The organism is Kitasatospora paranensis (genome assembly GCF_039544005.1).
GTDB lineage: Bacteria > Actinomycetota > Actinomycetes > Streptomycetales > Streptomycetaceae > Kitasatospora > Kitasatospora paranensis.
Genome location: NZ_BAABKV010000001.1, coordinates 19,307 through 43,985, shown reverse-complemented (window position 1 = coordinate 43,985; position 24,679 = coordinate 19,307). Strand labels below are relative to the sequence as shown.

Here is a 24,679-nt window from a genome sequence, read left to right as displayed (position 1 = left end):
GATCGATCCACCAGAGCCCGTACCTGTACCCGAGGACACCGTCGCCGCCGACTGGCCGGCCGATGCCGTCCTGCCAGAGGCATCTCTGGCCGCGTTGCGCGGGCCGGCACTGCGCCGCCTGCTGGCGCTGCGGGAGGAGGGCGCCCTGACGACGGGGCAGGTTCGGACGGTCGCGCAGTGCCTGGAGGTGACGGAGCGCACGGTGTGGCGGTGGCTGGCCGCCGCCGGACGGGATCCGGCCGCGGCCCGTGAACCCGGCTCCCGTGCCCAGAGCAGCACCCGGTTCACCATCACGCCAGAGGTCCGCCACCTGCTGGCCCTCTGGAAAGGCAATGTCGCCGCGGTGCACCGCGAGCTCGCCGCCAGGGCCGCCCGACAGCAGCCTCCCGCCGCACCCCCGTCGCTGCCGACCCTGCACCGGGCGATCCAGCGGGACCTGAGCGCGGGGGAGCGGGCGGGGCTGACGGCGGGGGAGCGCGCGGCCCGCAAGCACGATGTGTTCCTGACCCGGCCTCGCGGGCACCGCAATCAGGTGTGGGAAGCGGACCACGTGCAGGCCCCCGTTCTCGTGCTCGTGGACGGACAGGAGCGCAGGCCATGGATCACCTGGTTCGTCGACTGCGCGACGGACGCGATCGCGGGCGTGGCGGTCACCCCGGGCTATCCCTCCCGTGAGTCGGTCCTCGTGGCCCTGCGTTCGGCGGTGCTGCGCACCAGCCCTTACGGGCCGGTGGGTGGCCTGCCGGAGAAGGTGCGGATCGACCGAGGCAAGGACTTCCTCTCCCGTACGGTGACGGCGGCGTTCGGCGCCCTGGCCGTCACCGTCGAGCCCCTGCCCGCCTACACGCCCCACCTGAAGGGCACGGTGGAGGGGCTGAACCGCTCGGTGGAACGGATGCACCTGGCCGCGCTGCCCGGCTACGCCCACCAGCCCCGCCCGGGACGCCGACCGCAGCCGGTCGACCGAAGCGCTCTGCTGTCGTTCGAGGAGTTCACCGCGGGCCTGCTCACCTGGGTGACCTGGTGGAACACCGAACACCGCCCGGCCCCGCTGCGCGGCAGGACCCCGCTTGAGGCGTGGCAGGAGGACCCCACACCGATACGGGACATCCCGCCAGCCGATCTGTGGTCCTTTACCCTCGAGGACGATCGGGCCGGGTCCCGCCTGGTCACCACCCGCGGGGTGAAGTTCAAGGGCCGCTTCTACGTCTCCCCGTGGATGACCGGCCGCGCCGGAACCAGGGTGAGCGTGCGGTACATGCCCCACCACCGGCACGAGATCGAACTCTTCGACCCCACTACCGGCCGCCACCTGACCACCGCCCACCTCGCCGACGAAGCCACCCGCGAGCAGATCGCGGCAGTGCGCCGCGCCCGCGCCGCCCGTACCCGCCGCCTTGCTAAGGACCTCGAGAACGCCCAGCGCGCCCGCAACGAGCGTCATGGCGCCACCACCGAGCCCTCGGCGCCCCGACCGATCGACCCGCTGACCGCCGCCGAGGCCGGCCGCGAACTGGCCGCCTCCACCCACACCGACCTGACTGCCCTCGCCCGACCCGACCTCATCCCACCCACCGCCCCACCCGCGCACTGGAACACCCCGCCCGGCCTACTCACCGCCAGCCCCGCCGCCGACCCGACCGGAAAGAAGACCCCGTGACCGGACTCCTGCCACCCCAGGCCAGCGACCAGTACCTGCGCCTGCCCGGCGCCCAGGTCGTCACCACCCGCGCCCTGCTCGCCGCCCGCGACAACCTCGCCGACACCATCAACGCCCGCGCAATGATGTGCGTCCACGGCGGCGCCGGCTTCGGCAAAACCCTGGCCGTCAACACCTGCCTGCGCGACCTCGACCCCGCCCAGGACGTCCGCCGCATCACCTTCCGCGTACGCCCCACCCCACGCGCCGCCCGCCACGAACTCTTCGCCGCTCTCGACCTGCCCGGAACCCCGCCCCGCGGCCCCAGCGAGTTCGACGCCCTGCTGCGCCAAGCCCTCGCCCTCACCCCCGAACCCTCGTCGTCGACGAGGCCCAGTGGCTCAGCGGCGAGACCTTCGAGTACTTCCGCTACCTGTGGGACGACCCCTACACCCAGCTCGCCATCATCTTCGTCGGCGGCGAGGGCTGCCACCAGGTGCTGCGCCGCGAACCGATGCTCTCCTCCCGCATCTTCATCTGGCAGCACTTCACCCGCCTCACGCCCGAGGAAGTCCAGGCCGTCATCCCGCTGTTCCACCCGGTGTGGGCCGACGCCGACCCGGCCGCCATCGCCTCCGCCGACCAGCACGCCGCGCACGGCAACTTCCGAGCCTGGGCCCAGCTGACCGCGCACGTGCGCCTCGGCCTGGAGCGCACCGGCCGGGAGCGGGTGGACAGCGAGGTGCTCGGCTGGGCCTTCAGTCGGCTGTGAGCCACCACCCGCCTCCCGTGCGCGGCGCCGCCGGCCCAAGAAGCCCCGCGGGTGTCAGCACGCCGGAAACTGTGGACGAGCCTGCGTGCGAGCGATGCCTGCCACCGACCGGACCAGTCGCGATGACGGCGCGCGACCTGCCCATCGACCTGCTGGTGGACCCTGCCCTGGTCCTGCCGGCGTCGAAGCGGCGCGCTCTGCCACCGGTGACGGTGGTCCTGGACCGCGGCGACGACGCCCGCTTCACCGCCGCGGCCCTCGCCGCCTCCCGACCCCGGGCCGGATGCATCACCATCCACCCCACCGTGGGCACGGCTCGAACCGATGTCCTTCTCCACGACCACCTCACCGCCCTCGGCAGGTCGGTGGTCAACCTGAGGACGCAGGGTCTGGCGCAGGAGGCAGCGGCAGAGCGTGCAGTACGTGCATGGATGTGGGCCGAGGGCATCCGTCACGTGATCGTTCTGCGCTCGCACCTACCCCGCCTCCGCCTGCACTACCTGCTGGACCTGCACGCCGCCACCGGCGCCGCCCTCACCGTCGTCTGGCATGCCCCAGCCCTAGGGCGAGACCTGGAGCGCCTGCTCAACAGCGTTAACCACCGTGTCGTCGACACCCTCCACGCCGCTCGCGAGGCATTCCACACACCCTTCGTCCGCGCATGCCGTTGCCCGGGCAGGCCGCCCCGCGCCCGGATCCTGATCCCGGGCTGGGACACGCCCGTCGCAGCCCTGCCCCCGGCCGTGGTCCTGGAGAGGATCCGCCGTCACATCCCCCACCCGCTCTACGCCGCGGCACTCACCGCGGCCTGGACCACCGGCGCCTCGCCACATCTTCTGCGCGGCGCACGCCTGCAGGACCTCACCCCCGCGGCGACGCACTGGCGCTGCCGATGGCAGCCTCGCCCGGCCCGGGACCCGTCAGCCGCCACGGGACGCGGGAGACCTTCCGTATCCCGGCCCGGCTGCGCCCCCACCTGTTGGCCGCAGCGCACTACCGCCACCTGGAGGACGCCGGGCCCGGCGCGCGGCTGTTCGCCGGGATTCGCGCGGACCGCCTGAGCGCCATGGCCACCACCTGCGGACTTCGCGTTCGTGCCTGACCAGTCGGATGGACGTACCCGAACAACGTGGACAGCGTGCCGTCGAGGCCGAACGGATCCTGGCCCAGATCGAGGAGCTGCAGCCGGAGGGACAACGGCGGGTGGTGAATCAGCACGTCGTCTCCCGGGTCCTGCTCAAGCGCTTCGCGGCAAACGACCGGGTCATCTCCTTCGACCTCCACCACCCCGCGAACCGGCACAGACCCGGATCGACCAAGACGTGCGGCACGGTGCCGGACTTCGTGCCCTTTGCCTCCGCCTCATTGGAGGAGGTCTGGAGCCGGGTCGAGAACCTGCTGCCGACCGCCGCCGACGCGGTGGAGCGCGGCGACATCTTCGAGCACGAGGAGCACATCCTCACGCTGAAGGACTTCATCGCCCTGCACCGGGCCCGCTCCCTGCACTACCTCGCGATGCACTACCGCGCCGCCGCGGCAGCCTACGAGCGGGCGTGGGATGCCCTGGCCGCCATACCCACCGACCGGCTGCGCGCCACCTACCGGCAGCACACCGGCCTGTACGTCGCAGCCAAGGGGGCCCGGGAGGCCATCGGCGCCCGGCTCATGCAGCCGTTCACCGACAACCTCCGGAGCGGGGCCGACCTGAGAGTCAGCATCGAGAGGATGTTCGGCGAGCTCAGGACGGCGATCCGGGAGACCTGCCTGGAGATCGTCACCCCAAAGAGCGGCGAGTTCCTCATCGGCGACATCCCGGCCCTGCCCGTCCGCCGGGAGGGAACCGTGCTCTCCTGCGTCACGGCCCTGGAGGACTCCGCCGCCATCGTCCTGCCGTTCGGCCGCAAGCACCTCCTCGTCGGCAGGGCACCGAGCAACGACATGGCCGCGATCCCCGCCGACATGGTGGACTGCCTCAACACGCTGCAGGTCGAGGCGGCCTACAGCCGCGTCTACCTGCACCCCGGCAGCGGCCTGGAGCACTTCGTGCGCGCGCACCTCGCCGCCGGCGGCCGGGCGGACCGGACACCGCTGGAGCCCCCGCGACGCGACGCAGGCACCACACCGTAGACCCCCGCACCCGGGGCAGCCACGGCCGCCCGCCTGCTGCGCCCCGGCTCCCGGCCGGGCCGGGCAGGGCGGTCTTCCGCCGGCGGGCGGGTCTGTCGCTCCCGTCCGGGAGACTGGGCGGATGAACGAGCAGCCCAACTGGCGGTCTGCCGCCGAGCGGACGCAGACCCGGATCGAGACGCTCCGCGCGGACGGACGTGCGCCGGTGGTGAACCAGCACGTCGTCTCCCGGGTGCTGCTCAAACGCTTCGCGGCGCACGCCGGCAGCGCGGGGCACCAGGTCTACTCGTTCGACCTGGACCGCCCCACGAACCGGCACAGGACCAGGAGCATCAAGACCTGCGGCACGGTGCCGGACTTCGTGCCGTTTGCCTCCGCCTCGCTGGAGGAGGTCTGGAGCCGGGTCGAGAACCTGCTGCCGGCCGCCGCCGACGCGGTGGAACGCGGCGACATCTTCGAGCACGAGGAGTACGTCCTCGTACTGAAGGACTTCATCGCCCTGCACTGGGCCCGCTCCCTGCACTACCGCGCTCTCCACGACCAGATCTTCGCCGCGCTCTACGAGCGTCAGCGCACCAAGCTGCTCACCGTCCACGCCGACCTGCTGCGCGCCGACTACCTGAAGCACAGCGGCGAACACGTCGCCGACCCCCAGACCCTGGCGATGTGGGCGGAGGACCTCATGCGGACCGTCCGCGACGACGAGCTGAGCGGGTACAACCTGCGGATCGGCATCGAGGAGATGTTCCACAAGACCAGGGCGGCGATCCGCGAGAGCTGCCTGGAGATCCTGATCCCCGCCAGCGGCCAGTTCCTCATCGGCGACACACCGGCCCTGACCGTCCGCCGGGACGGGAGCACCCTCACCTACTGCATGGCCCTGGGCGACTCGAATGCCATCGTCCTGCCGCTCGGCCCCCATCACCTCCTCGTTGGCAGGTCACCGCACGACGTCCTGGCGCCGATCCCCACCACCATGGTGAACGAACTCAACGGCCTGCAGATCGAAGCCGCCCGTAGCCGCGTCTACCTGCACCCCGGCAGCGGCCTGGAGCGCTTCGTGCTCGCCCACCTCGCCGCCGGCGGCCGAGCGGGCCGGACACCGGTGCCGCCCCCGCGGCGCCCCGCAGCGGACACCCCGGCGGCCCGGCCCTCCGACCCCGCGCCGTAGACCGCCGCACCCGGACCGGTGTCCTCGGCCGGTGCACCGTCGTTGGACCCGGCAGCGCCCCGCCACCCCTCACAGGGGCCGACATCCGGCTGCGCCCCGCGGCCGCGCAGTCCGGCCCGCCGCACCCCGGCGCCCGGACGACCGCGGCCGCGCAGCCGAATCCTCGGGGGCGGCCGGCCGCGGAGACCGGCCGCCCCCGTTGCCTGGCCGGCACGCGCCCGAACCAGCCAGGTGGCGGTGACTGGCCCGGCCACCGGCGGGGACCAACTGCCCAACGGCTCGGCGGTGCTGCGTCCTTGTCCGGACCGGGTGCTGACGGCGCGTGGGGCGGACATGCGAGTGGCTCCCGGGCAGGCAATGGCAAGAAGCCCGGGAGCCATGTTGATCTTCTCATCCCCGCGCCGGGCCGGGGGACAGGGCCGGCCTTGCAGGGCGCATTCGAGTCGCCCGGATGTTCGCCGCCTCACCGCGACCTGCCGGAATGGGTTTCCGCCTGCGAGGGCCCGCGCAAAGCCACGACGTGGCTGCGCGGGGCCCCGCCTCGATCGGTCCGCGCGTGGCCCGGGCGAACCCGGCCCCACCGCGTCGGCCCTGCTGATCCGTCAGGCAAGAAGACGCCACAAGCGTGCCGGAGCCTGCTTGAGCCACAGTTCCAGGCCCGGCTGCCGCCGGGTGCGTCATCGGGCAATACTCCACGGTGCGTGGTCGGACCGGAAGCGCCCGGCTCGTCGAGAAGGCGCCGTTTGGCTGCGCCGGTGCGGCGGTGTGAGTGTCAGGCGGCGGTGAGCAGGTCGCGGACCGCGTTGCTGACTTCGGGCAGGTCGCCCGGCAGGGCCCACTGGTGGGCGTCGTGCTCGGTGAGGACCACGGGTTCGGTGGTCGCGACGGTGACGGCGAAATTGAACTGGCGGGTGGTGGTTCCGCGGCTGTTCGTGTAGTCGAAGTGGCCGATGTAGTCGGTGACCTGGTCGATGGTCAGGCCGGTTTCTTCGAGGGTTTCCCGGTGCAGGGCGTCCAGGATGCTCTCGCCGTTTTCGACCGTTCCGGAGGGGATCTCCCACAGGCCTCCCATGTAGTCGTCGGGGTTGCGGCGTACGAGCAGTACGTGGCCGTGGTGGCTGATCACGGCGGCGGCGACGAAGCCGGTGATGCCGGTGGCCGCGGCGTCGGCCGCGAGGTCGGCGGAGGAGGGGAGGGTCACAGCAGCTCCTTGTGATGGTCGCTGATCTTGATGGCCGCGGCGATGTACTGCGCGGCCAGTTCCAGATCCTGCTCACGATGCCAGACGGGGAGCTTGACGGTGTGCGCGTGGGAGTGTTCGGCGACGGGGAAGTCTCCGTGCTGGTAGCGGCGCTGGGAGTGCGGGTGGCCGGGGAAGAGCATGCCGGGGTCCTGGTAGAGGGGGAGCTGGTTGAGGGGGCAGGTGGAGCCGGGCCGGTCGAACTCGGTGGCGCCCTCGGCGAGGAGTGCCTGGTGGAAGCGCTCGATCGGGAGGCCGCCGAGCTCGTCGGGCGTGTAGGTGAGCGTCAACGCGTACCAGGACGGGAGCACTCCTTCGGGTGGGGTGGTGACCTTCAGGCCGGGTACCTGGGCCAGCCGGTCGGTGAGGTGGTGGGCGATCTCCGTCCGCCCGGCGAGGTAGCCGTCGAGGCGGGCGAGCTGGTCGTGGGCGATGGCGGCGGCGAGCGGGTGGATGCGGAGTTTGAGGCCGGCCCCGGTGACCGCGTACCGCGCGAGCGGGTGGTCTTCCGGGATCTCGGTCCTGGCACGCTTGTTGTAGTGCGCGAAGGTGAGGACCCGGTGGTAGGTGTCCTCGTCGTCCGTGAGGACGAAGCCGCCCTCGCCGCCCGACAGCGGCTTGGGGCCGTTGAGGGAGAACGCCGAGGCGAGGCCGAACGTGCCGACCTTCTGCCCGGCGATGCTCGCGCCGTGGGCGTGGGAGCCGTCCTCCAGCACCGCCAGGTCGTGGGCGTTCGCGACGGCCACGAGCCCGGCCATGTCGGCGGGCTTGCCCCACAGATGGGTGACCATGACCGCCCGGGTCCGGGGCGTGATCAGCTCCTCGACACGGGCGGGGTCGATGTTGCCGTCCGGCCCGGTTTCGCACAGCACCGGGACGGCGCGGAGATGGAAGAGAGGGGAGGCGGTGGCGTGGAAGGTCCAGGCCGGCACGATCACCTCATCGCCGGGCCTGATCCGGGCAGCCCAGTAGGCGGCGTGCAGGGCGGCGGTGCCGGAGCTGGTGGTGATCGCGTGCCGGACGCCGAAGTAGTCCTGCAGGCCTTCCTCCAGTTCGGCGACGATGCCGGACCGGCCGGGTAGGGAGATCGCCTCGTCGAGCTGGGCGGTGACCTTGGCGCGGGTGGTGTCGTCGATCGGTGGCCAGGTGAAGTGGGGGCCCGTGGCGGTGACGGCGGGCTTGCCGCCGAGGAGGGCGAGCGTGCTGGTCACAGCATTTCCTTCGGGTCGATGTAGCGCCCCGCATCCTTGGAGCGGTAGCAGGAGGCGATGAACGCGGCGTGCGCGAGGTGCTGGTCGGGGCCGGATGTGTTGGGCCTGTCGCCGTCCAGGACCCGGCAGAAGTGGTCGATCTGCGCGGTCGCTGCGGAGGCGGGCGCGTGCGGGCGGGTCAGTTCCTCGACGACCGTGCCGTCCAGGTCGAGACGCTGGACCCGGCCTTTGGACAGCAGTACCGAGCCGCGGGTGCCGACCACGTGCAGGTGCTCGCTCTTCGGCGCCATCCACCGCGACAGCAGGAGCGACCCGTACAGGTCGGTGTCGTAGCCGAGCTGGATGACGGCGGTGTCCTCGGCGTCGTAGCCGCCGCCTGGTACCGCGGTGGTGGAGAATTCGGCGATGACCCGGCTGGGCAGGCCGAAGTACCAGAGCAGCAGGTCAATGAGGTGGTAGCCCATGTCGATGATGCAGCCACCGCCGGCCTGCCGGACGTCCCCGCGCCATCCGGCGCCGGGGTCGTCGGTGTGGAAGGTGTACTGGCCGTCGATCAGGAACGGGGTGCCGATCTGGTCCAGTAGGCCGGCGACGCTGGTGTAGATCGGGTTGAACCGCCGCTGGAGCGTCACCATCAGCTCCACCTCGCCGGCCCGGCAGACCTGGGCCAGCTCCCGGGCCTCCTCCACGGACGTGGCGAACGGCTTCTCCTTGAGGACGTGGACGCCCCGGGCGGCGCACTCCCGGACGACGTCCCGGCCGGCATGGTGCGGGACGGCGACGATCACGAAGTCCGGCGCCGCCGTGTCCAGCAGTTCACCGGCGTGGATGAACCCGGGGACCTGCAACAGCTCCTGCTGCTGCCGCAACGTGTTCGGGTTGCTGTCGCAGATTGCGACGAGGTCGGCCCGGCTGGAGGCGAGCAGGCCGGGCAGATGGTCCTCGAGCGCCTGGTGGCCGAGGCCGATGACTGCAGCGCGTCGTTTCATGCGTGGACTCCTTCCGCTTCGTGAGTGAACTTGTCGGTGCACGACGAGTAGAGCCCAACGGGTAGTCCCCATCCAGGCGTTGTCTGTAGTCCCGGGGTGGTCCCGCCCGTGCGCGCAGTAGGCTCGCAGCCACTGTCGATGATGGGATCGGCCCGTGGACGACCAGATCAGGCACCCGCTTGCGTACGCCCGCGCGCTCCGCGGCTGGTCCCAGAGCGACCTTGCGGCCCGAATCCACCGTGCGGCCCGGAACCGGCCTGAAGGCCTTCGATCCGGCACCGACAAGGCCGCCGTCAGTAAATGGGAGACCTGGCGCAAGACGCCCAGCGCCGAATCACGGCTCCTCATCGCCGAAGCCTTCGAGGTCCCCCTCGGCGACCTGGAAGCCGTCGACTGGCCTCACTGGCTGCCCGGCCAGGAACAGCCGGTGCCCCTTGGACCGGCGTTCACCGTTCACGCACTTCGAGACGCACAGAGGGCCGCAATGGACCATCGCCGCCGCACCTTCATGACCTTCAGCGCCCTCGCACTGGCCGGCCTCTCAACCCAATGGGCCACCCTCGAACCCGATCCACCCGCCACCTCCTGGAACGGCGCGCGAGTCGATGCCGAATTGGTCGACTGGCTGGAGGACACCACCACCCAGCTGACCAACCTTCCGACCGAACAGCGCCAGCACACCGCCAAGCTGATGGACGCCCACCTGGAAACGGTCACCGACCTCCTCGAGCACGGCCGCTACACCGAACCCCTCGGCCGACGACTCCACCTGCTCGCCGCCACCCTGGCCAGCACCTGCGGCTGGCACCGCTTCGACCAAGGCCACCACTACGCCGCCGGCAAGCTCTGGAACGCAGCCCTCACCAACGCACACGCCGCCCGGGACCGCGATCTCGGCGCCGGCATTCTCTCCGACTTCGCCTACCAGTCCATCTGGCTCACCCGACCCGACGCCGCGGTCGAGCCGCTCAGCCAGGCCCTCATCCACACCCGCCACCCCACCGCCCGGTCCCTGCTCCACCTCCGCCGGGCCCGCGCCCACGCCGCACTCGGAGAATCCTCCGACTGCCACCGCGACCTGGCCGCCGCCGAGACCGCCCTGCTGACCGACAGCCCCGACCCGGCCCCCGAATGGTGCCGATGGATGAGCACGGCCGACCTGGCCGTCGACTCGGGCCAATGCATGCTCGACCTCGGACGCACCGACCAGGCACACACCCGCATCGACGAAGGCCTGAGCCTGCTGCCCCGATCACGCGACAAGACCCGCGGCATCTTCCTGACCTACGAAGCCCGGAGCCTGCTGCGAGCCCGCGAAGTCGAACAGGCCCTCACGGTCACGAACCAGTCCCTCGACCTGGCAACCCGGATCGGCGCCGCGCGGTGCATCACCCTGGCCCGCGAACTCGTCCCGGAGTTCAGGCCCTACCGGCAGGTCGACGGAGTCGCCGACCTCATGGACCGCCTCAGAGCGAGCTGACCGACACAAGCGCGGTGCGGCGGGCCGGGCCGAAGACGTGGTCGAAGGCGAGGGCGCGGTCGGCGGGGACGAGGAGGTAGGGCGCGCCGGAGCCGGCGGTGGTCCGAGGCCCGCCTATGCCCGTGCCGAGGGCGTCGCTGGGGGTGAGGATGTCGAGGTCGTCGAAGACGTAGTACAGGGGCAGCCGGGTCCAGGCGACGAGCTGGAGGTGGGCGGTGACGGCGGCGTTCTCGATGGCGTGCCGACTGCTGGTCCGGCTGGTCATCCGGCTCTTGCAGTCGATCAAGACGACCTGCCCGTCCCGGGCAGCTATGAGGTCGGGGGTCCAGCGAAGGAAGCTGTCGGTGCTGCGGAGGGCCACGCGGACGGGCTCACCCATGACTCCCTGGCCCCAGGGGCTGACATCCCAGCCGCGGTGGTTGAGTTCCTCGGTGACGCGTCGCTCGTGGGCGTCACCGATCGCCTTCCTGGCGTGAAAGCTCGGCATGCTGGAAGTGTGGCGCGTCCTCGCCCTGACGAAACGACAGCCGCCTTTGGCGCGCTCGGGTTCAGCCAGGTCTCATCGCTGTCCGCGGAGGTCCGTGGTTGTCCGTGGTTGTCCGCGTGGGTCCCAGGCTGTCCCACCATGTCTCATCGTCGGCGGCCTGAACATGACCGGATCCAGCCCCCGTGGACGAGGCGGCGCCTGAGATCCGGATCGCTGCTCCTGCGCTGGCGGTGGCAGGAGACCGCGGAGACGATCTTGCCACCATGCCACAGTCACCCGTGGAACCGGTGTGCTCAGCGACATCGTCCACGGAACCGGTCCACTGCACGACCGCTGCGCCGGTGGTCCTGGTGCGGCCGGTGACGACGAACCGGGGGATGCTCTGGGTCGGTGGCGGCGTTGTAGCTGGCAGTGAGCTTGGTCCAGGGTTGGAGTTGAAGGGCGCGGCGGAGTTGCCGGTGTCGTCGTCGTAGGCGGCGCCAGCCGGGTCGGCAGGCTCAGCGTCAGTAGACCGCCCTCCCCGAAGGGTTGGTGTTCCGCGTTTCTTACGGACTGCCGGTGGCTGCCTCACTTGGAGCCAGGCCACGGATCTGTGAGGTCAGTGGTCCGGTCAGGTCGGCGTGGGTGAGGAGGGTCAGGTTGGCGCTGGGCGCGGTGAGGGGTGAGTCGATGGCGGTGAAGTGGAGACGAGGATCTGCTTTGAGGAGGGCGGGGATCGCCGATCCGGGGCTGCCGACGGTGATGATGAGAGTGCAGTGCTGGGCGGCAAGGCCGGCGAGGTAGGAGGCCGCCTGTCCGGGCTTGGTGTCGGGGATGGTCAGTTGCTGGAGATTGATGTTCTGGCCGTTCGCGGCGGTGCGCATCGTGGATCAGGCGCTCGCGGCGGTCTTGCAGAACCCTCTAAGGGACGAAAATCCAGGCGATTCTTGTCTCAGGGGCGGCCTTGGATGGCGAGAATATGGCGACCCTGACCCAAATAATGGCGGGCGAGCAACCGGTATTGAAGCTTGCCTTGACACGGAGTGGATAGAAACCCATCCCGGATCCAGCACGCAAAAGGATATAAATCCACCAGGAACCGACTGGGCGAAGGACTTCGCCAGATACCTGGGCCTTCTTCCGAGTGCGGATATCAATAAATGCCATCTTCTCGCTGATACGCTCTCGGGCGAAGGAGGCCGAACCGATAATCTGGTTCCGTGCTCTCGGGCCACCAATTTTCCCAAGAGATTGGGAGACCCGGGTCGCATGGAGGACAACATGCGTAAATTCGAGGGCGAGACGAGAGCGGCTGTGGATGCCGGCAGCATCGTGCACTACAGGGTGGTCCCGGTCTATGCTGGCCCTAGGACTGTTCCATACGCGATCGAAATGTACGCCTACGGAACTGACCGGAACGGCATCCCGAACTTTGCCCTGAGCGAGACGGTCGCTAATACCATCTATAGTCCGCGAGTGGGTTCCGTGAACATGGGCCTATGGACGGATTCGCGGACTGGCAGTGTCGTGCCGACGAACTAGAAACTGGGGTAGATGTGCATATCGACCGGCTCCTCGAGATTATGGACCCGCAGGCGGGCGCGGGTGATCGATTTGACTGGGATGAGGTTGGCAGGGCTCTAGGATTTGGCCTGCCAGACGATTACATCGAATTCATGAATGCATATGGGGCGGGTGGCATAGAGGATTACCTGGATATCTTTTCCCCGATTTCACTGGGTGACCTCGGGGGTCCGTATACCTGCATCCTCTCCGAACTTGGCACGGCTGCCAGCGTCTATATGGAAGAGGCTGGTAGTCGAGCCGGAGGAGGTGGCAATCTTGAGCTTATTCAATGGGGAGGTGATTTTGATGGAAATATGTATTGCTGGATATTGATGGAAGCCGGAGATCCATGGCCTGTCGCTGTATTTAATCGGTCGGCAGTGCGATGGGAATTTTACTCCTGCGGCATGCTGGATTTCCTTGTGGGTGGAATTTCGGGATCTCTCATCGGGGCTCGACAGGTTCTTGGCCCGATTTGGGATAACCCCGCGCCGAGATTTTTCAACTGGAAGGAAGATCTGCGGCTGCGGGCGTCCGGTGTCAACCCGTGGACAGGCGGCGAGTCATATACATTCTGAACTTCTCTGACTGGGCGTTTCGTCCCTGACCTTGGTGGTCAGGTTCCGCGCCACGTTGGGGTGGTTTCGCCGGTGAGTCGGCGGGTCATGAGGTGAGGCTGATCATCGCGACGTGGACCATGGCTTCGGAGCGGGCCGGGTGCTCCGTCCCGGGTGCTTTGAAAGATCTTGTCAATTGATCATGTGTTGACCATTGGGCTTGCAGAATCTGGGACTTTAGAGCTTGGCTACCTGAACTGCGGTTTTGCTGCCGTGATTGACTTTTCATGGCTTGTGGCCTGTGACTTTGCAGAATCTGGGACCGCTGTTCAGTTGAGTCGGGACAATCGCTGTATGGAGGATGGGGTCGCCTCAGCGCTGTTGATCTTGGTTCGGTGGGACGATCACCTGGCCCCTTCTCGTGTCGGCTGTTGGTGTGCCTGTCCTCGGGCTGCCGCTGGTTCGGCTGACTCGGCTCGGGTGCTCGCAGAGGGCTGGTTCAGTCCATGGTGAACGGGGCACCGTCGAGGGTTGTGATCTTCGGGTTGGTCCCCAGGCATGTCAGAAGCAGCACCTGTGGGCTGCTGACGCCCTGCGCTGTGTCGCCTTGGAGTTGCTTGTCGATGGCGTCGACGGTCGCCTGTTTCCAGGTGTCCTTGGGGGTGGCAAGGACGAGGTGCGTCGCGCCGAGTGTGCGGCATCCGTTCAGGAGCTTGTTGAGCTCGGTGAGGGTAGCTTTCGCGGTTGCGGCGAGGCAGTCGTTCTTCTTGGACTCGCCCAGGAAGAGTCCCTCGACGGTTGCTGCGGCGAAGTCGAACTCTACGACGGCTTTGCCGTTTTGGACCAGTTCGAACTCCTCGGTGACAAGGCAGGCGCCGGCCCATGCCTTCGAGCGGAGGAACTGGGTGGCGAGCAGGTCGTAGTTGCCGTCATTGGCGATCAACTCGGTGATCGCCGGGTGGAGTTCGTAGAACCAGGTGGGCTCGTTGCGGATCGGCTTCCACCGTGGTTGCTCCAGCGTGTTGCTGCTGCCGCAGCGTCGGCAGGTGTACTGCTGCGCTACTTCGGCGATGGGGTAGAACTCGACCCGTGGGCAATCGTGGCAGCCGAGCACCAGTCCGCGGCGCAGGAGCCCGCAGGTGCTCCACGCGTCGATCTGCGCCCGTAGCTCGGCCTGGGCCCAGTTGCCGGAGGCGGCGGCGATGGCCTCCCACGTCAGGAACGCCCCGGACTTGAGCTCCCAGGCACTGTCTGCCGGAAGGGCCGAGCGGTCGTGACCGGGTAGCCAGTGCGACAGCAGCGCCCACGGCGCTGGTGCGGCCAGGGCTTCGACGGCAGTTCGGGATCCGAGTAGACGCTTCGCGACGCGGGCGCGTTTCCCGGCGGGGCTGGGGCGGATCTCGTCGGGCTCGGCGGTGAGGCGCAGAATCCGCTCAAGCGAGGGCCACACGAGTCTGGGGCCGGCGAGGGAGCCGGCGAGCGACGCACCGGCGGGGACGAAGTCGACCCGGTTGGAGGCGTAAGTGATCCCGCCGTCCGCGGCTCGCACGAATGTCTCCCGCTCGTCGCCGGCTGCGACCAAGCTGGGGCCGGACAAGTCGGAAAGGGGCGGGACAGGGTGGCTGGTAGAGATCATCCCCACCTGCCAGCGGTGCCGTGCCGCGTCGAGCGGGGCGGGGACCTGGACGGGCATCCGCACGGCCGAGACCAGGGATCCGTCCGAGGTCTCCTCCACCGGGAGGGACAGCGGCATGTCCCAGGCGTTGAGCAGCGCGACCTGGTCGCGGCCGGTCGGTCGGAGCTGTCCGGGGGAAACGATCGTGACCGGCATGGTGTCGGCGCCGTGCACCCGGATGCCACGGGTGATCCAGCGGTCGGTCAGATGAGCGTGGATTTCCTCTTCCGACAGGGAGGCGCTGACCACGGTGATGGGCTCTGGGCGCCGGGAGAGGGGCAGATGATGCCAGGCCAGCGCGCTCCCAGGGAGCCAGCGAGTAGCTCCGTAAACCTGGCGGGCGAGTTGGGCCAGCGCGAAGTCCTCGGGCCGATCGCCGAGCACGACGAGATCGCTTGACCGGTCCGCGTTGTAGCCGCGGTGGATTCGGGCGCACAGCGCGGCGGCTGCATCGAAAGGGCTTGCTGGGTCGTCGGAGTTCCACGGGGTTCTGGCGACCTGCGTGAGCCAGTCCGCTTCGGACTTGGGGGCCTGCGCCTCGTCGCCGGCCGCCGCGAGGAGGACACCGAGCCGTGCTGCGGCGGACAGGGCAGCAGGCGTGCGGATCTGCCCGATCGGCACGCCGCCGGTCGGCTGCGGGGTAACGTCCCTGAGGGCGGTGAAGCCGCTCTTGCCGGGATCGTCAGCAAGGTGGAACAACCAAGGCTGGGAACGGTCGAAGCTGTTGACGCCGTGTGCCGCCCGCAGTCGCTCTGCGGCCGCCTGCAGGGCCGCTCCATCGGCGTGACCGTCCCAGGTATCGGCAGCCAGCAGCTCCTTGTTGAAGGAAAAGCTCTGCTCATCCAGGTCGAGTCCCCTCAACTCCCGCTCCAGGATGCCTGGATGAATCAGGTCAGCCGTCGTCCACGTGAGCTGGTATTCCAGGATGTGATCGGGCTGGTATCGGGCGAGGAAGGGCGCGAGGGCCGCATGGCTCGCGGCGCTGACCGGGACGACGGCGCTCGCACAGCCTCCCCAGACCTTCCCGACCGCGCCCAGCGCGGCCGCTGACATCGCCACCCAGTCCTCGCCCTCGGGAGCGAGGACCAGCAGCCTGGGAGGACGGACGAAGGACTGCAGCGACAGGTAGGAGAAGGTCACCAGCTGATCCTGCCAGCTACGGGGAACTGGCGTGCCGAAGGCAGGCACGTCCAGCCGGCCCAGCGCATTGGAAAGCTGTGCTACGAGTCCGACTGTTCCGCGTCGTCCAGCCTCGCCTGGGCTTGCGGGTCGCCGTCGGCTTCGTCAGTGGCCGGTTCGGCCAGGGCTGGCAGGCAGTCGTATGTCGGGTCGTTGTAGCCGGTGAGGATGGTCTCCAGGAGTTTGCGGTCGATGGCTTCGGTCTGCTGGAGGATGCTGGTCTGCGCGGCTTGGCACAGCAGTTGGTTCAGGGCGTGCATGGAGCCGTCGGTACGTGCGTGCAGGTAGGCGGCCAGCTGCACCAGGGTGCCGGGCTGGTGTTTGTACAGGCGCAGGTTCTTTTCGGCGTCGTCGAGCACGTTGCACCACTGGTCGGGTTCGGCGGCGGTGTAGGGGACGGGCCTGACCCACAGCGTCGGGATGCCCAGCGGCGCCGGCCGGTCGGCGCCCGCTGCGGGCGCCTTGCTGCGGTGGTCGCCGAGGGCGTGGTGCAGGATCCCCTGCGCGCCGATGCCGCAGAACAGGAAAGTGATCCTCGGCAGGGCGTCCTGGAGTCGAAACAGGTAGTCGAACGCGGTCTGCCGCTCGTTGTCCTTGATGTACTCGATGCCGTCGACGATGACCAGGCGCGTGCCGGCGCGTTCCATGACGCGGGTGATGGGACCGGTCATGTCGACGGAGCGGTGGTTCATCGTCTCGGGCGAGCGGGAGTGCTCCAGGCCGAAGTACTCCGCGAACGGCAGGGACCAGTGCAGGGCGTCGCTGCGGTCGTGCGGCACGTGGATGTACACCACCGGGTGCCGGTCTGCGTCCGCGGGGAAGTGGTGGTCGACCAGGCCCTGGAAGGCGAATCCGATCCTGGCGGCGAGTAGCGACTTGCCGGCAAGTCGCGGTCCGTCGACGGCGAAGTTCGGGCTGCGGCCGGGGAGTCGTACAGGTTCTTCACCAGCATGGTCCGGGCGAGGTGCACTCCTCGGGCGAAGTCGTCGGTCTCCAAGGGCAGCAGAGTGCCGTGGTAGGCCAGGCGCGGGTCGGTCAGCCGCACCTTCGTGCCCAGGGGCGCGCTGTCTTGAAGGCCCGGCGGGGTGACGGTGCGTCGAGCCCGGGCGAGGAAGCCCTCCTTGGTCGCCAGCGGCCCGGGATCGGCCAGGTGCAAGGGGTGCGTGGCGGCCTTGGCCGCGGGCACCGGGCGGGCGCGGACATGGTCGTTCATGTGATCTCCTCGTCGCCGGACGGGTCCGGGCTGTCGCTGTCATCGGGGGCCGGGGCGAGGCTGCGCAGGAACAGGTCGGTGGCGCGACCGGAGAGCGTGCGCGAACGCCACCGCCGCGGATCGGGCGCCTTCGCCGGCCCCGGCAGGGCCGCGTCGGTGTCCGTGCCCGAGGGCGGGCTGTCAACGCTGTTCGCGCCCGGCGGCGCGGGCGAAGCGGTCGGGGACGGTTCGGGGCCGGCCAGGGCCGCGCCGGCGAACAGCAAGTGGGCCGGGACGTTCAGCGACCTGGCGGGGCGCACCCGGGCCGGGTCGGGCGCCGGGATGCCCGCGTACCGGCCAACGGCAGGCGCGCGCACGGCGAGGCCGGGACCGGTGTACGGGGCCGCGGGGCGGCGCCAGCGTGTACGCCCGCGGCCGCGTCGCGTCGGCGTGGCCGGCTCGTCGGCGGGGCCCTGCCTGGCGCGCCGACGCAGCTCGGACACCTCCAGCGCGATGTCGCGCTCCCACTGCCGGTCCTCCTCGCTGCCGCCGGCCTCGAGCCGCAGGCGTTCGGCGGTCTCCCACAAGAACAGCGACCAGTCGTCCCCGATGAGGTCCTGGTGGACGAACTCCGCCTCCACCCAAGGGTCTTCGCCGCGCTGCTCCTTGCGCTGGTCGAACAGCCACACGTAGCGCGGGCTGTAGGGGTCGTGGCGGATGGGCCACTTCATGCCCTTCCCGCGTACCCCGGACGGCTCCTTGTTGTACTCCTGCAGGGCCCGGCTGTCGTAGGTGCGGTTGCCGATCCGCACACCTTTGTCGGTGACCTGCCGCCACTCGCACAGCAGCAGCTTGCGGTTCTGCGACTCCGACAGGGGCAGCGGCACGTAGCCCTCGCAGGCCACCAGCGCCGCGTACATCTGGTTCGGGGTCAGCACGACCCCGGGCAGGTGCGGGTCGCGCAGGCCCTCGTGGCGGTGCTGCTGCCAGCCCAGCGCGATCCACTCGTTCAGAAGGTCCTGCAACTCGTTGAGGCGCCACATGACGCCCTCGGTCACGAACTTCCCGCGCCGGGACAGGTCACGCGCGGTGTACCCGGCGACGTACTGGCAGAACAGCTTCTTGATCGCGCTGAACGTCGACTCGATGACGGCCTTGTCGTCGGCGGTGCGGTCGCGCGCTGAGCGCACCGAGATCTTCAGCGAGGTACACACGTCGGTGAAGTGCTCACTCTGGTAGATGCTGCCCTGGTCGACGACCACCATCTTCGGGCGGATCACCGGACGCGCCGCGGCGCCGGCCATCCGCGGGTCGCACGCCACCAGGTCCGCGTACGGCAGGTGGCGGGCCTTCTCGGCCGCTGCGGACGGCGACCAGCCGGGCCGTCCGGGCATCGGCGCGAGCGCCTGGGCGAGCATCAGCGTCGCATCGAAATAGGTGGTCGCCCGCCCGCCGAGGCGTTTGCCCTTGTAACCGCGGCCCGGAGCACGGGGCACGATCATCGCCGCGATGATGCTGCGCGAGGCCACGTCGATCGCTGCGGTCAGCTCGACCTGGACCGGGTAGCCGTGGTCGCCGACAGCCAGGATGTCCAGCCCGGTGGAGTCGATCTGCACCACCTCGCCCAGCATCGCCGCCCGGGTCGGCGACCAGGGCGGCTCGGGCGAGCTGGCCCGCTCCTCGCGGCGGCGCACCGGCCCGCGCAGCGTCTCCACCCGCACGCCCAGGTCCTTCAGCAGCCGGTAGAACCCGGTCCGCGACAGGCTCAGGCCCTCCTTCGGAAACTCAGCGCGCAGCCGGGCTTCGACCCGCTCCCGCAGCCGGTTGGCCCACCCCGAGGACTCCTCCGTCCCGGCGCGGAGTTCCTCCAGCAGCAACTGGACGATCCGCTCGTCGGTGTCGCCGTACAGGGACCCGGCGACGATCTTCACGAGCCCGGCGACGCCCCGCTCCTCGTAGTCCTGGGCGCGGCGCCGCAGTGTTGCGACTGACACCTTCGCCCAGCCCAGGTCCTTGAGTTCGCGGGACTTGGCGTCCAGTCGGCTCCACCGCGACGTCTCTTCCGGGTCGTACTGCGGGCGCGGCCGGGTGCCCGAGGGCGCGCCAGGCGGCAGTCCGTGAACGACCTCGTGCAGGTGCCACTCCCAGGTGCGCATTCGCTCGCGCTCCAGGGGGTCGAGCACGTCCACGATGCTCACGTCCGGGATCCGCGGGCCGGGCCGCTCCCGGCCCTGCGCCTCCACCAGCGCGAAGTCGGCGGCGCAGGTCACTGCGGATACCAGCGCGACGGCGTCCTCGCCGTTCTCGTCCAAGGCGTGCAGGTGCACCCGGGGGCCTTGGAGGGCGGCGACCTCGTACAGGCCGCCCAGCCAGCGCACTGTCACTCCCGGCGTCAGGTCCACGCGACGTCGGTCCCACGTGGCGTGGACGGACGTCGCCCGTGCCTCCACGGTTGCCAAATCGAGCGTCACGACGCCTCCTACCGGTGGGCTGTGTCGGCGGTCCACGCCGCGGAGACGGGGATCAGGGGCCGTGCCTGGTCGAAGAGGAGGTCGCCGCGCCACAGCAGGTGCCAGGCGTGGGCGAGGGCGGTGTCGGGCAGGCCGGCTTCGGCTACTCCGCGGACCAGCGGGCGGGGTTGGCGGAAGGTGTCCAGCAGGGCCGGACGGGTCGCTGTGTCGAACAGTTCGGGGAACCGGAAGTTGGCCACCACCTTCAGCCATGCCAGCCGCACCCCGATGGGGACGTCCAGGTCCGTCAGTGTCCACCCGGCGGCCTGCGCCGCCATCTCCAGCGCCTGGCGTTCGCGCGCGCCGTCCGGCTCCGCGCGGCCCGGGTGCACGATCGCCAGCCGCCGCCCGTCAGCGGTGCGGGCGAAGAACGCCGGGCTGACCGTTCCATGGGCGCTGCCGTCCTCCCAGGCGATCTCGGTCGCGGGGGCCGAGAAGCAGGTGATGGCGGCGTCGTAGTCCAGCAGCATGGCCGCGTGCATCAGCCGCTCACTGCCGCACACCACCATGCCGCCTGTGGTCGCCGACCAGTACCGGGTCAAGATCGACGGTCGGCCGTTGTAGGCGTGTGGTTCACGCAATGGCTCGCACCGTTCCAGCGGCACCGCCCGCACCTGGTCTGGGCCACTCTCACGCATCCGCCCGTCCCCGTCGCGGTAACGCACCCGCACCTGCACAAGGATCACCTCTCCCGTGCCGCATCCACTCGTCCCTGACCTGCTTTCTGCGGATAAATAAGGGGCGCCTCGTCCCATGGGAGCCGCCCCCGCTCCTGGCGGACCACGGCCGTCACAGGAAGGGCCGGTCGAACGGGCTGGCCACCGGGCCGGAGGGCAGGCAGCTGAGTTGGTGCACCGAATCCAGCGGCGCGATCCGTGTGTGCGGCGTGACCAGCACGGCCCGCCCCAACTCACCCCCGCGCCTTGGCGCCGGGCCAGGCACCGGCTTGTGGCACTCCATCCACCGCCTCAGCACTCCCCGGTGCCTGGGCCCCAACTCCTGTGAGCTGCGCGTGAACCAGTCCTCGTAGGAGTCCGCCGTCAGCTCCCGGCCGAGTCGGCGGCGCTCGGCCCGCGCCAGGACGCGGGCGATGCGCACGGTGTGCGGGTAGGACAACAAGGACGCGGTCCGCGCCTCCCCGAGCCGGTCGGCCATCGACTGGAGTCTGTCCGGTGCGCTCGATTCGGCTCTGCTCATCGTGTGCGCGTCGGCGAACAGTGCGCGTGCGGTGCGGCCCAGGCACCGCACCATGGCCACCCGCTGGTGTTCCGTCGCCAGGATCTGCGGCCAGTCGGCCACGTCGATCCAAGGGGTCTGCGGATCACGGGAGTTGTCCGACCACCGTGCGTGCCGGGCGCACAGGTGCCAGGGGTCCGCCACCATCATCCAGGCCGGCTCACCGATGCCGCGGCGGGCCGCGCACAACGCGCAGGCCCGCACGAGATAGCCGTCCCGCACCGCCCACGGGAACGACCAGGCGGGAGTTCCGTCACCGTCGTCGAGCAGGTACGCCGCGTCCAGGCTCGCGAGTGCCCGCCGCATCACCTCCAGCGGACGGCCCGCCAGGGCGGCCAGGCGCTCGGCGGCAGGACGGTTGAGGTAGAGCTCGGTCAGGTGTGGCGCGACGGCCCTCGTGCTGCCATGCCCGACCTCGTCCAGCAACTGCTGGACCTCGAGCCCGTTGCGGCCGGCCAGGCGGGTCACGTAGGAGCCGGTCGACTCGCCTGCCATGAACCGGACGTGCAACGGCAGCTCACGCGCCCGTACCCGATTCAAAGCCGCTACCGAATCCATGACCCTCCCTCGCCTCTGCGGCCATGGCTATCACGCCGAGCGGCACGAGGAGCAGGAACAGGGAAAAGAATCCGGCAAAGCGCACCAATTCTTGACAGTGATCTGCCGAATATGAGAAGGGTCGCCCGGGCGGCCGAATAGGAGGAGCGTTTCCTCGCTCCGAAGGGGCCGCCGCAGAAGGCGGCTGAAGTGGTTGGCCTCCGTACTGCGGGGGCCGGGACACGTCACCTTCGGCTGCCTGGCGGGGTGGCTCCTGTCCTGCCTGCTGAAACCCGGCTGATGGTACTGGCTCGGTGAGCCGCGAGGTGGCTCCCCGGCGCCCGCGGCTCAGCCGATTCACGCGGAACGGCGGCATCAAGGCGAACCGAACGAATCAGAATGACATTTAGGGTCCTGAAGGCGCCACCCTGGCAGTCAAATCGACGAGAATTTCGAAGCCTGCTTGACAAGGAACGCCGGAAAGCCGATCGAATTGGTGTCCGGAGCGGGGCACGAGCCATGCAGGCACGGCGATCGCCCCGCCGATCCAGCTGCCGGTCGCCGAGGACGCCCACGTGCCCCACAAGCCCATCCGACTACGTCCGCATCAACAACGCGCCGTCGGCGCCATCACCGCAGGCCTCCAGCGCCACTCAAGAGTGACCGTGGTCGCGGCCTGCGGCACCGGCAAGACCGTCATCGCCCGGGCCAGCGCCGACACCTACACCCCCACGGCAACATCCTCGTGCTCGCCCCCAGCCAGGATCTGGTGGCGCAGACAGCACGCGAGTGGGACCGCGGCCGCCCGGACGAGAAGCACATCGCGGTCTGCGCCTTGCCCCCGTCCGGCCGAGGCGCCCTGTGCATCCCGTTCACCACCAGCCCGGCCGAACCCGCCCGCCGTGTCGCCGACCACAGCGGCCCGACCATCGTCTTCTCCACCTACCAGTCCCTGCCTGCGATCGTCGAGGCTCACCGCCGCCACGGCTTGCCGGAGTGGGCCCTCGCCGTCGCTGACGAGGCCCATCACACCACCGGCAGTCTCGACAAGAGCTGGGGTGACATCCACGATGATGCCCAGATCCCCGCGCAGCGCCGCCTCTACATGACGGCGACGCCACGCCGCTGGAGCCACCCGAAGTCCAGAAAACCCGGCGCGTACAAGCAACCACTGGCATCGATGGACAATCCCGCACTGTTCGGACCCGTCGTCTTCCGCCTCGAACTGGCCGAAGCCATCGCCCAGGGCATCCTCGCCGACTACCGCGTCGTCGTCCCCGTGATCAGCGCGGAGGACCTGCACGACATCCTCACCACGGCCGAGACCACCCCTCACCTGGACGGACTGCGCCTGGCAGCCATGCAAGTGGGACTGCTGCGCGCCATACAGGACTACCGCCTCAGCCGTGTCCTGACGTTCCACCGCCTGATTGCGGCCGCTCGCACCTTCGCCCGGACCCTGCCGCGCACCGCCACGGCTTTCACCCAGGGCGGCCAGCCGATGCAACTGTGGGCTGCCGCTGTCGACAGCCGCCAGCCCCGCTCCGAGCGCAACACCAAGCTCTGGCGTTTCGCGGGAAGTTCCTGGCAGAGCCGCACCGCCCTCCTGCCCGGACAGTCCCACACGCACATTCTCAGCAGCGTCAGATGCCTGGGCGAAGGCGTCGACATGCCCGAAGCCGACGCGGTGCTGTTCGCCGACCCCAAACGCAGCGTCGTCGACATCATCCAGACCCTCGGCCGCGCCCTGCGCCAGCCGCCAGGCAGCGGCAAGATCGCCACACTGATCATCCCCGTGTACATCCGCCCGGGACAAACCACCCGTGAGGCCATGGAGTCCTCCGACTTCCGCGACCTGTGGGCCATCCTGGACGGGCTGCGCACCGCTGACAGCAAGTTCTACACCCGCCTGCGCCGCGGCTCTGGCCGCCGCTCCGAGGACCCGGTCCTGACCGAGCCCGAGCGCCCCGACGAGATCGCCGACGTACTCTCCCTGCGAGCCCACCAGTTCCAGGGCGACGGCTGGAACAGCGGCTACGAGGCCGCCATGCGCTTCTACGAGGAGCACGGCCATCTCGAAGTCCCCACCGACCACCGGGACTCCGCCGGCGTCCACCTCGGCTCCTGGATCGGCGAACAGCGCAACCGCTATGCCGAGGGCACCCTCGACCCCGACCAGGCCTTCGCCCTGTACGCGCTGCGCATCTCCTGGCCCCACCCACCTGGCAGCTTCGAACACAACCTCGCCCTGGCCCGCGACTTCGCCACCGCCCACCACACCCTCGCAGTCCACGCCGGTACCCCCGACGTGGACGCCGGCCTGGCCCGGTGGCTCGACCAGATGCGAGCCATGACCCGCGAGGACGAGCTGCCCCCGAACGCATCGAGGCGCTGAACTCCACCGACCCTTGCTGGAATCCGGCCTGGAGCATCGACTGGCAGTACAACTGCGCCCGGCTGCGGCGCTGCCTCGCCACCGGCGACTGGCGGCTCACGTACCAGGTCGCTGCCGAGACGAACCTCTCACTGGGGGCGTGGCTGGACCACCAGATCGAGCAGAACCACATCCTGGAGCCGGGGCAGCTCGCCCAACTGGCTCTCCTGGCACGCCAGTACCCGGACCTTCACCCCCATGCCCTGCTGCTGTTTCGGCAGACCACCGGCCCGGCGATGAGCTTCGCGCGCGGACTGAGCGCCGCGCGCAGGTTCCTCCGACGCGAAGGCCACCTTCAGGTTCCCGACGGACATGTCGAGGTCGTCGGTACCGACCACGTCAGACTGGACATTTGGATCGACCAGCGCCGGTACGACGCCGCCCAGCTCACCTCCCAACAGGCCGCAGCGCTCGACGCGCTCGGCCTGCCAGTTGTGCCTCGGTTCCTGGAACCGGAGCTCCCCGAAGTCGCCTGACGGTGTGATGTTTGTGCGCGTCTTTGGATAGGGCCTGGCCCACCGCCTGACAAGTGGCTGCCCTCGCAGTCGAGCATGTGACAGCTCATCGGCAGAGCTGGGTGAAGGCTGCCGAACCAGTGCTATGTTGTCGCCACGGGGGAGCGGCAGACCGCCCGGACCGTCGGTCGCAGGTGATCAGCGGAACCACAGGAGCGCGCCGCTCGGGCAAGCACGATCAGT

The 24,679-nt window shown here is 69.7% G+C and carries 20 protein-coding genes and 3 pseudogenes; 12 read left to right on the top strand and 11 right to left on the bottom strand.

What is annotated here, in order from left to right; all coding sequences use genetic code 11:
* The first annotated feature begins 109 nt into the window (after positions 1–109).
* The 6 genes and pseudogenes from ABEB13_RS00180 to ABEB13_RS00155 all read left to right on the top strand — a co-directional run bounded on the left by ABEB13_RS00180 (position 110) and on the right by ABEB13_RS00155 (position 5,709).
* The gene (locus tag ABEB13_RS00180; protein WP_380232069.1) at positions 110–1,660 is read left to right on the top strand and encodes a Mu transposase C-terminal domain-containing protein; all 1,551 of its coding nucleotides are present in this window, start codon (positions 110–112) and stop codon (positions 1,658–1,660) included.
* A gap of 127 nt (positions 1,661–1,787) precedes the next feature.
* Positions 1,788–2,081 (top strand): annotated as a pseudogene (locus ABEB13_RS00175) (hypothetical protein); the annotation flags it as partial.
* Positions 2,082–2,135: 54 nt separating this feature from the next.
* The gene (locus tag ABEB13_RS00170; RefSeq protein WP_345709482.1) at positions 2,136–2,411 is read left to right on the top strand and encodes a hypothetical protein; all 276 of its coding nucleotides are present in this window, start codon (positions 2,136–2,138) and stop codon (positions 2,409–2,411) included.
* A gap of 122 nt (positions 2,412–2,533) precedes the next feature.
* On the top strand, positions 2,534–3,472 hold the full coding sequence (locus ABEB13_RS00165) for a hypothetical protein (protein ID WP_345703694.1): 939 nt from the start codon (positions 2,534–2,536) through the stop codon (positions 3,470–3,472).
* A 49-nt stretch (positions 3,473–3,521) separates the two neighbouring features.
* Entirely contained in the window at positions 3,522–4,538 is a 1,017-nt protein-coding gene (locus ABEB13_RS00160; protein ID WP_345703693.1) for a DUF4238 domain-containing protein, read from the top strand.
* 121 nt (positions 4,539–4,659) lie between these two features.
* Positions 4,660–5,709 (top strand): DUF4238 domain-containing protein, encoded by a 1,050-nt coding sequence (locus tag ABEB13_RS00155; protein WP_345703692.1) that lies wholly within the window; start codon positions 4,660–4,662, stop codon positions 5,707–5,709.
* A gap of 772 nt (positions 5,710–6,481) precedes the next feature.
* Here the strand turns inward: ABEB13_RS00155 and ABEB13_RS00150 are convergent.
* From ABEB13_RS00150 to ABEB13_RS00140, 3 genes are read right to left on the bottom strand one after another with little or no spacing between them, the layout of a single operon-like run.
* On the bottom strand, positions 6,482–6,910 hold the full coding sequence (locus ABEB13_RS00150; RefSeq protein ID WP_345703691.1) for an NUDIX hydrolase: 429 nt from the start codon (positions 6,908–6,910) through the stop codon (positions 6,482–6,484).
* Positions 6,907–8,160, bottom strand: a complete 1,254-nt coding sequence (locus ABEB13_RS00145) for a DegT/DnrJ/EryC1/StrS family aminotransferase (protein ID WP_345703690.1) — start codon at positions 8,158–8,160, stop codon at positions 6,907–6,909. The genes ABEB13_RS00150 and ABEB13_RS00145 overlap by 4 nt, the downstream gene beginning before the upstream one ends.
* Positions 8,157–9,149, bottom strand: a complete 993-nt coding sequence (locus ABEB13_RS00140) for a Gfo/Idh/MocA family protein (protein WP_345703689.1) — start codon at positions 9,147–9,149, stop codon at positions 8,157–8,159. Before ABEB13_RS00140 ends, ABEB13_RS00145 begins: the two co-directional genes overlap by 4 nt.
* Positions 9,150–9,303: 154 nt before the next feature.
* On the opposite strand from ABEB13_RS00140, the gene ABEB13_RS00135 reads away from it, so the two are divergent.
* Positions 9,304–10,629: a helix-turn-helix transcriptional regulator gene (locus ABEB13_RS00135; RefSeq protein WP_345703688.1), complete on the top strand. Its 1,326-nt coding sequence runs from the start codon at positions 9,304–9,306 to the stop codon at positions 10,627–10,629.
* On the opposite strand, the gene ABEB13_RS00130 is transcribed toward ABEB13_RS00135, so the two are convergent.
* On the bottom strand, positions 10,616–11,116 hold the full coding sequence (locus ABEB13_RS00130; protein WP_345703687.1) for a hypothetical protein: 501 nt from the start codon (positions 11,114–11,116) through the stop codon (positions 10,616–10,618). The genes ABEB13_RS00135 and ABEB13_RS00130 overlap by 14 nt on opposite strands.
* 545 nt (positions 11,117–11,661) lie before the next feature.
* Positions 11,662–11,979, bottom strand: a complete 318-nt coding sequence (locus ABEB13_RS00125; protein ID WP_345703686.1) for a hypothetical protein — start codon at positions 11,977–11,979, stop codon at positions 11,662–11,664.
* Between ABEB13_RS00125 and ABEB13_RS40100 the strand changes: the two genes are divergently transcribed.
* Together ABEB13_RS40100 and ABEB13_RS00120 are read left to right on the top strand one after the other, a co-directional pair.
* Positions 11,930–12,637 carry a DNA/RNA non-specific endonuclease gene (locus tag ABEB13_RS40100; RefSeq protein ID WP_380232061.1) on the top strand — a complete coding sequence of 236 codons (708 nt, stop codon included), beginning with the start codon at positions 11,930–11,932 and terminating at the stop codon, positions 12,635–12,637. The two genes, ABEB13_RS00125 and ABEB13_RS40100, sit on opposite strands and share 50 nt — an antisense overlap.
* On the top strand, positions 12,595–13,239 hold the full coding sequence (locus tag ABEB13_RS00120) for an SMI1/KNR4 family protein (protein ID WP_345703685.1): 645 nt from the start codon (positions 12,595–12,597) through the stop codon (positions 13,237–13,239). The genes ABEB13_RS40100 and ABEB13_RS00120 overlap by 43 nt, the downstream gene beginning before the upstream one ends.
* Positions 13,240–13,277: 38 nt before the next feature.
* On the opposite strand, the pseudogene ABEB13_RS00115 reads toward ABEB13_RS00120, so the two are convergent.
* From ABEB13_RS00115 to ABEB13_RS00090, 6 genes and pseudogenes are all read right to left on the bottom strand, one after another.
* Positions 13,278–13,381 (bottom strand): annotated as a pseudogene (locus ABEB13_RS00115) (IS5 family transposase); the annotation flags it as partial.
* 336 nt (positions 13,382–13,717) lie between these two features.
* Positions 13,718–16,033 (bottom strand): hypothetical protein, encoded by a 2,316-nt coding sequence (locus ABEB13_RS00110; protein WP_345703684.1) that lies wholly within the window; start codon positions 16,031–16,033, stop codon positions 13,718–13,720.
* A gap of 80 nt (positions 16,034–16,113) precedes the next feature.
* Positions 16,114–16,866, bottom strand: a complete 753-nt coding sequence (locus ABEB13_RS00105; protein WP_345703683.1) for a hypothetical protein — start codon at positions 16,864–16,866, stop codon at positions 16,114–16,116.
* Between the two features lie 415 nt (positions 16,867–17,281).
* A complete protein-coding gene (locus tag ABEB13_RS00100; RefSeq protein ID WP_345703682.1) occupies positions 17,282–19,666 on the bottom strand; it encodes a Mu transposase C-terminal domain-containing protein in 2,385 nt (794 codons plus the stop codon).
* A 77-nt stretch (positions 19,667–19,743) separates the two neighbouring features.
* A complete protein-coding gene (locus ABEB13_RS00095) occupies positions 19,744–20,412 on the bottom strand; it encodes a TnsA-like heteromeric transposase endonuclease subunit (RefSeq protein WP_345703681.1) in 669 nt (222 codons plus the stop codon).
* A gap of 151 nt (positions 20,413–20,563) precedes the next feature.
* On the bottom strand, positions 20,564–21,568 hold the full coding sequence (locus ABEB13_RS00090; RefSeq protein WP_345703680.1) for a TniQ family protein: 1,005 nt from the start codon (positions 21,566–21,568) through the stop codon (positions 20,564–20,566).
* Between the two features lie 554 nt (positions 21,569–22,122).
* Between ABEB13_RS00090 and ABEB13_RS40095 the strand changes: the two are divergent.
* The 3 genes and pseudogenes from ABEB13_RS40095 to ABEB13_RS00080 all read left to right on the top strand — a co-directional run.
* Positions 22,123–22,263: pseudogene (locus ABEB13_RS40095) on the top strand (DEAD/DEAH box helicase family protein); the annotation flags it as partial.
* Positions 22,224–23,942 carry a helicase associated domain-containing protein gene (locus ABEB13_RS00085; RefSeq protein ID WP_425559944.1) on the top strand — a complete coding sequence of 573 codons (1,719 nt, stop codon included), beginning with the start codon at positions 22,224–22,226 and terminating at the stop codon, positions 23,940–23,942. The pseudogene ABEB13_RS40095 and the gene ABEB13_RS00085, both read left to right, overlap by 40 nt.
* Positions 23,876–24,457 (top strand): helicase associated domain-containing protein, encoded by a 582-nt coding sequence (locus ABEB13_RS00080; protein ID WP_345703678.1) that lies wholly within the window; start codon positions 23,876–23,878, stop codon positions 24,455–24,457. Before ABEB13_RS00085 ends, ABEB13_RS00080 begins: the two co-directional genes overlap by 67 nt.
* The last annotated feature ends 222 nt before the right edge of the window (positions 24,458–24,679 follow it).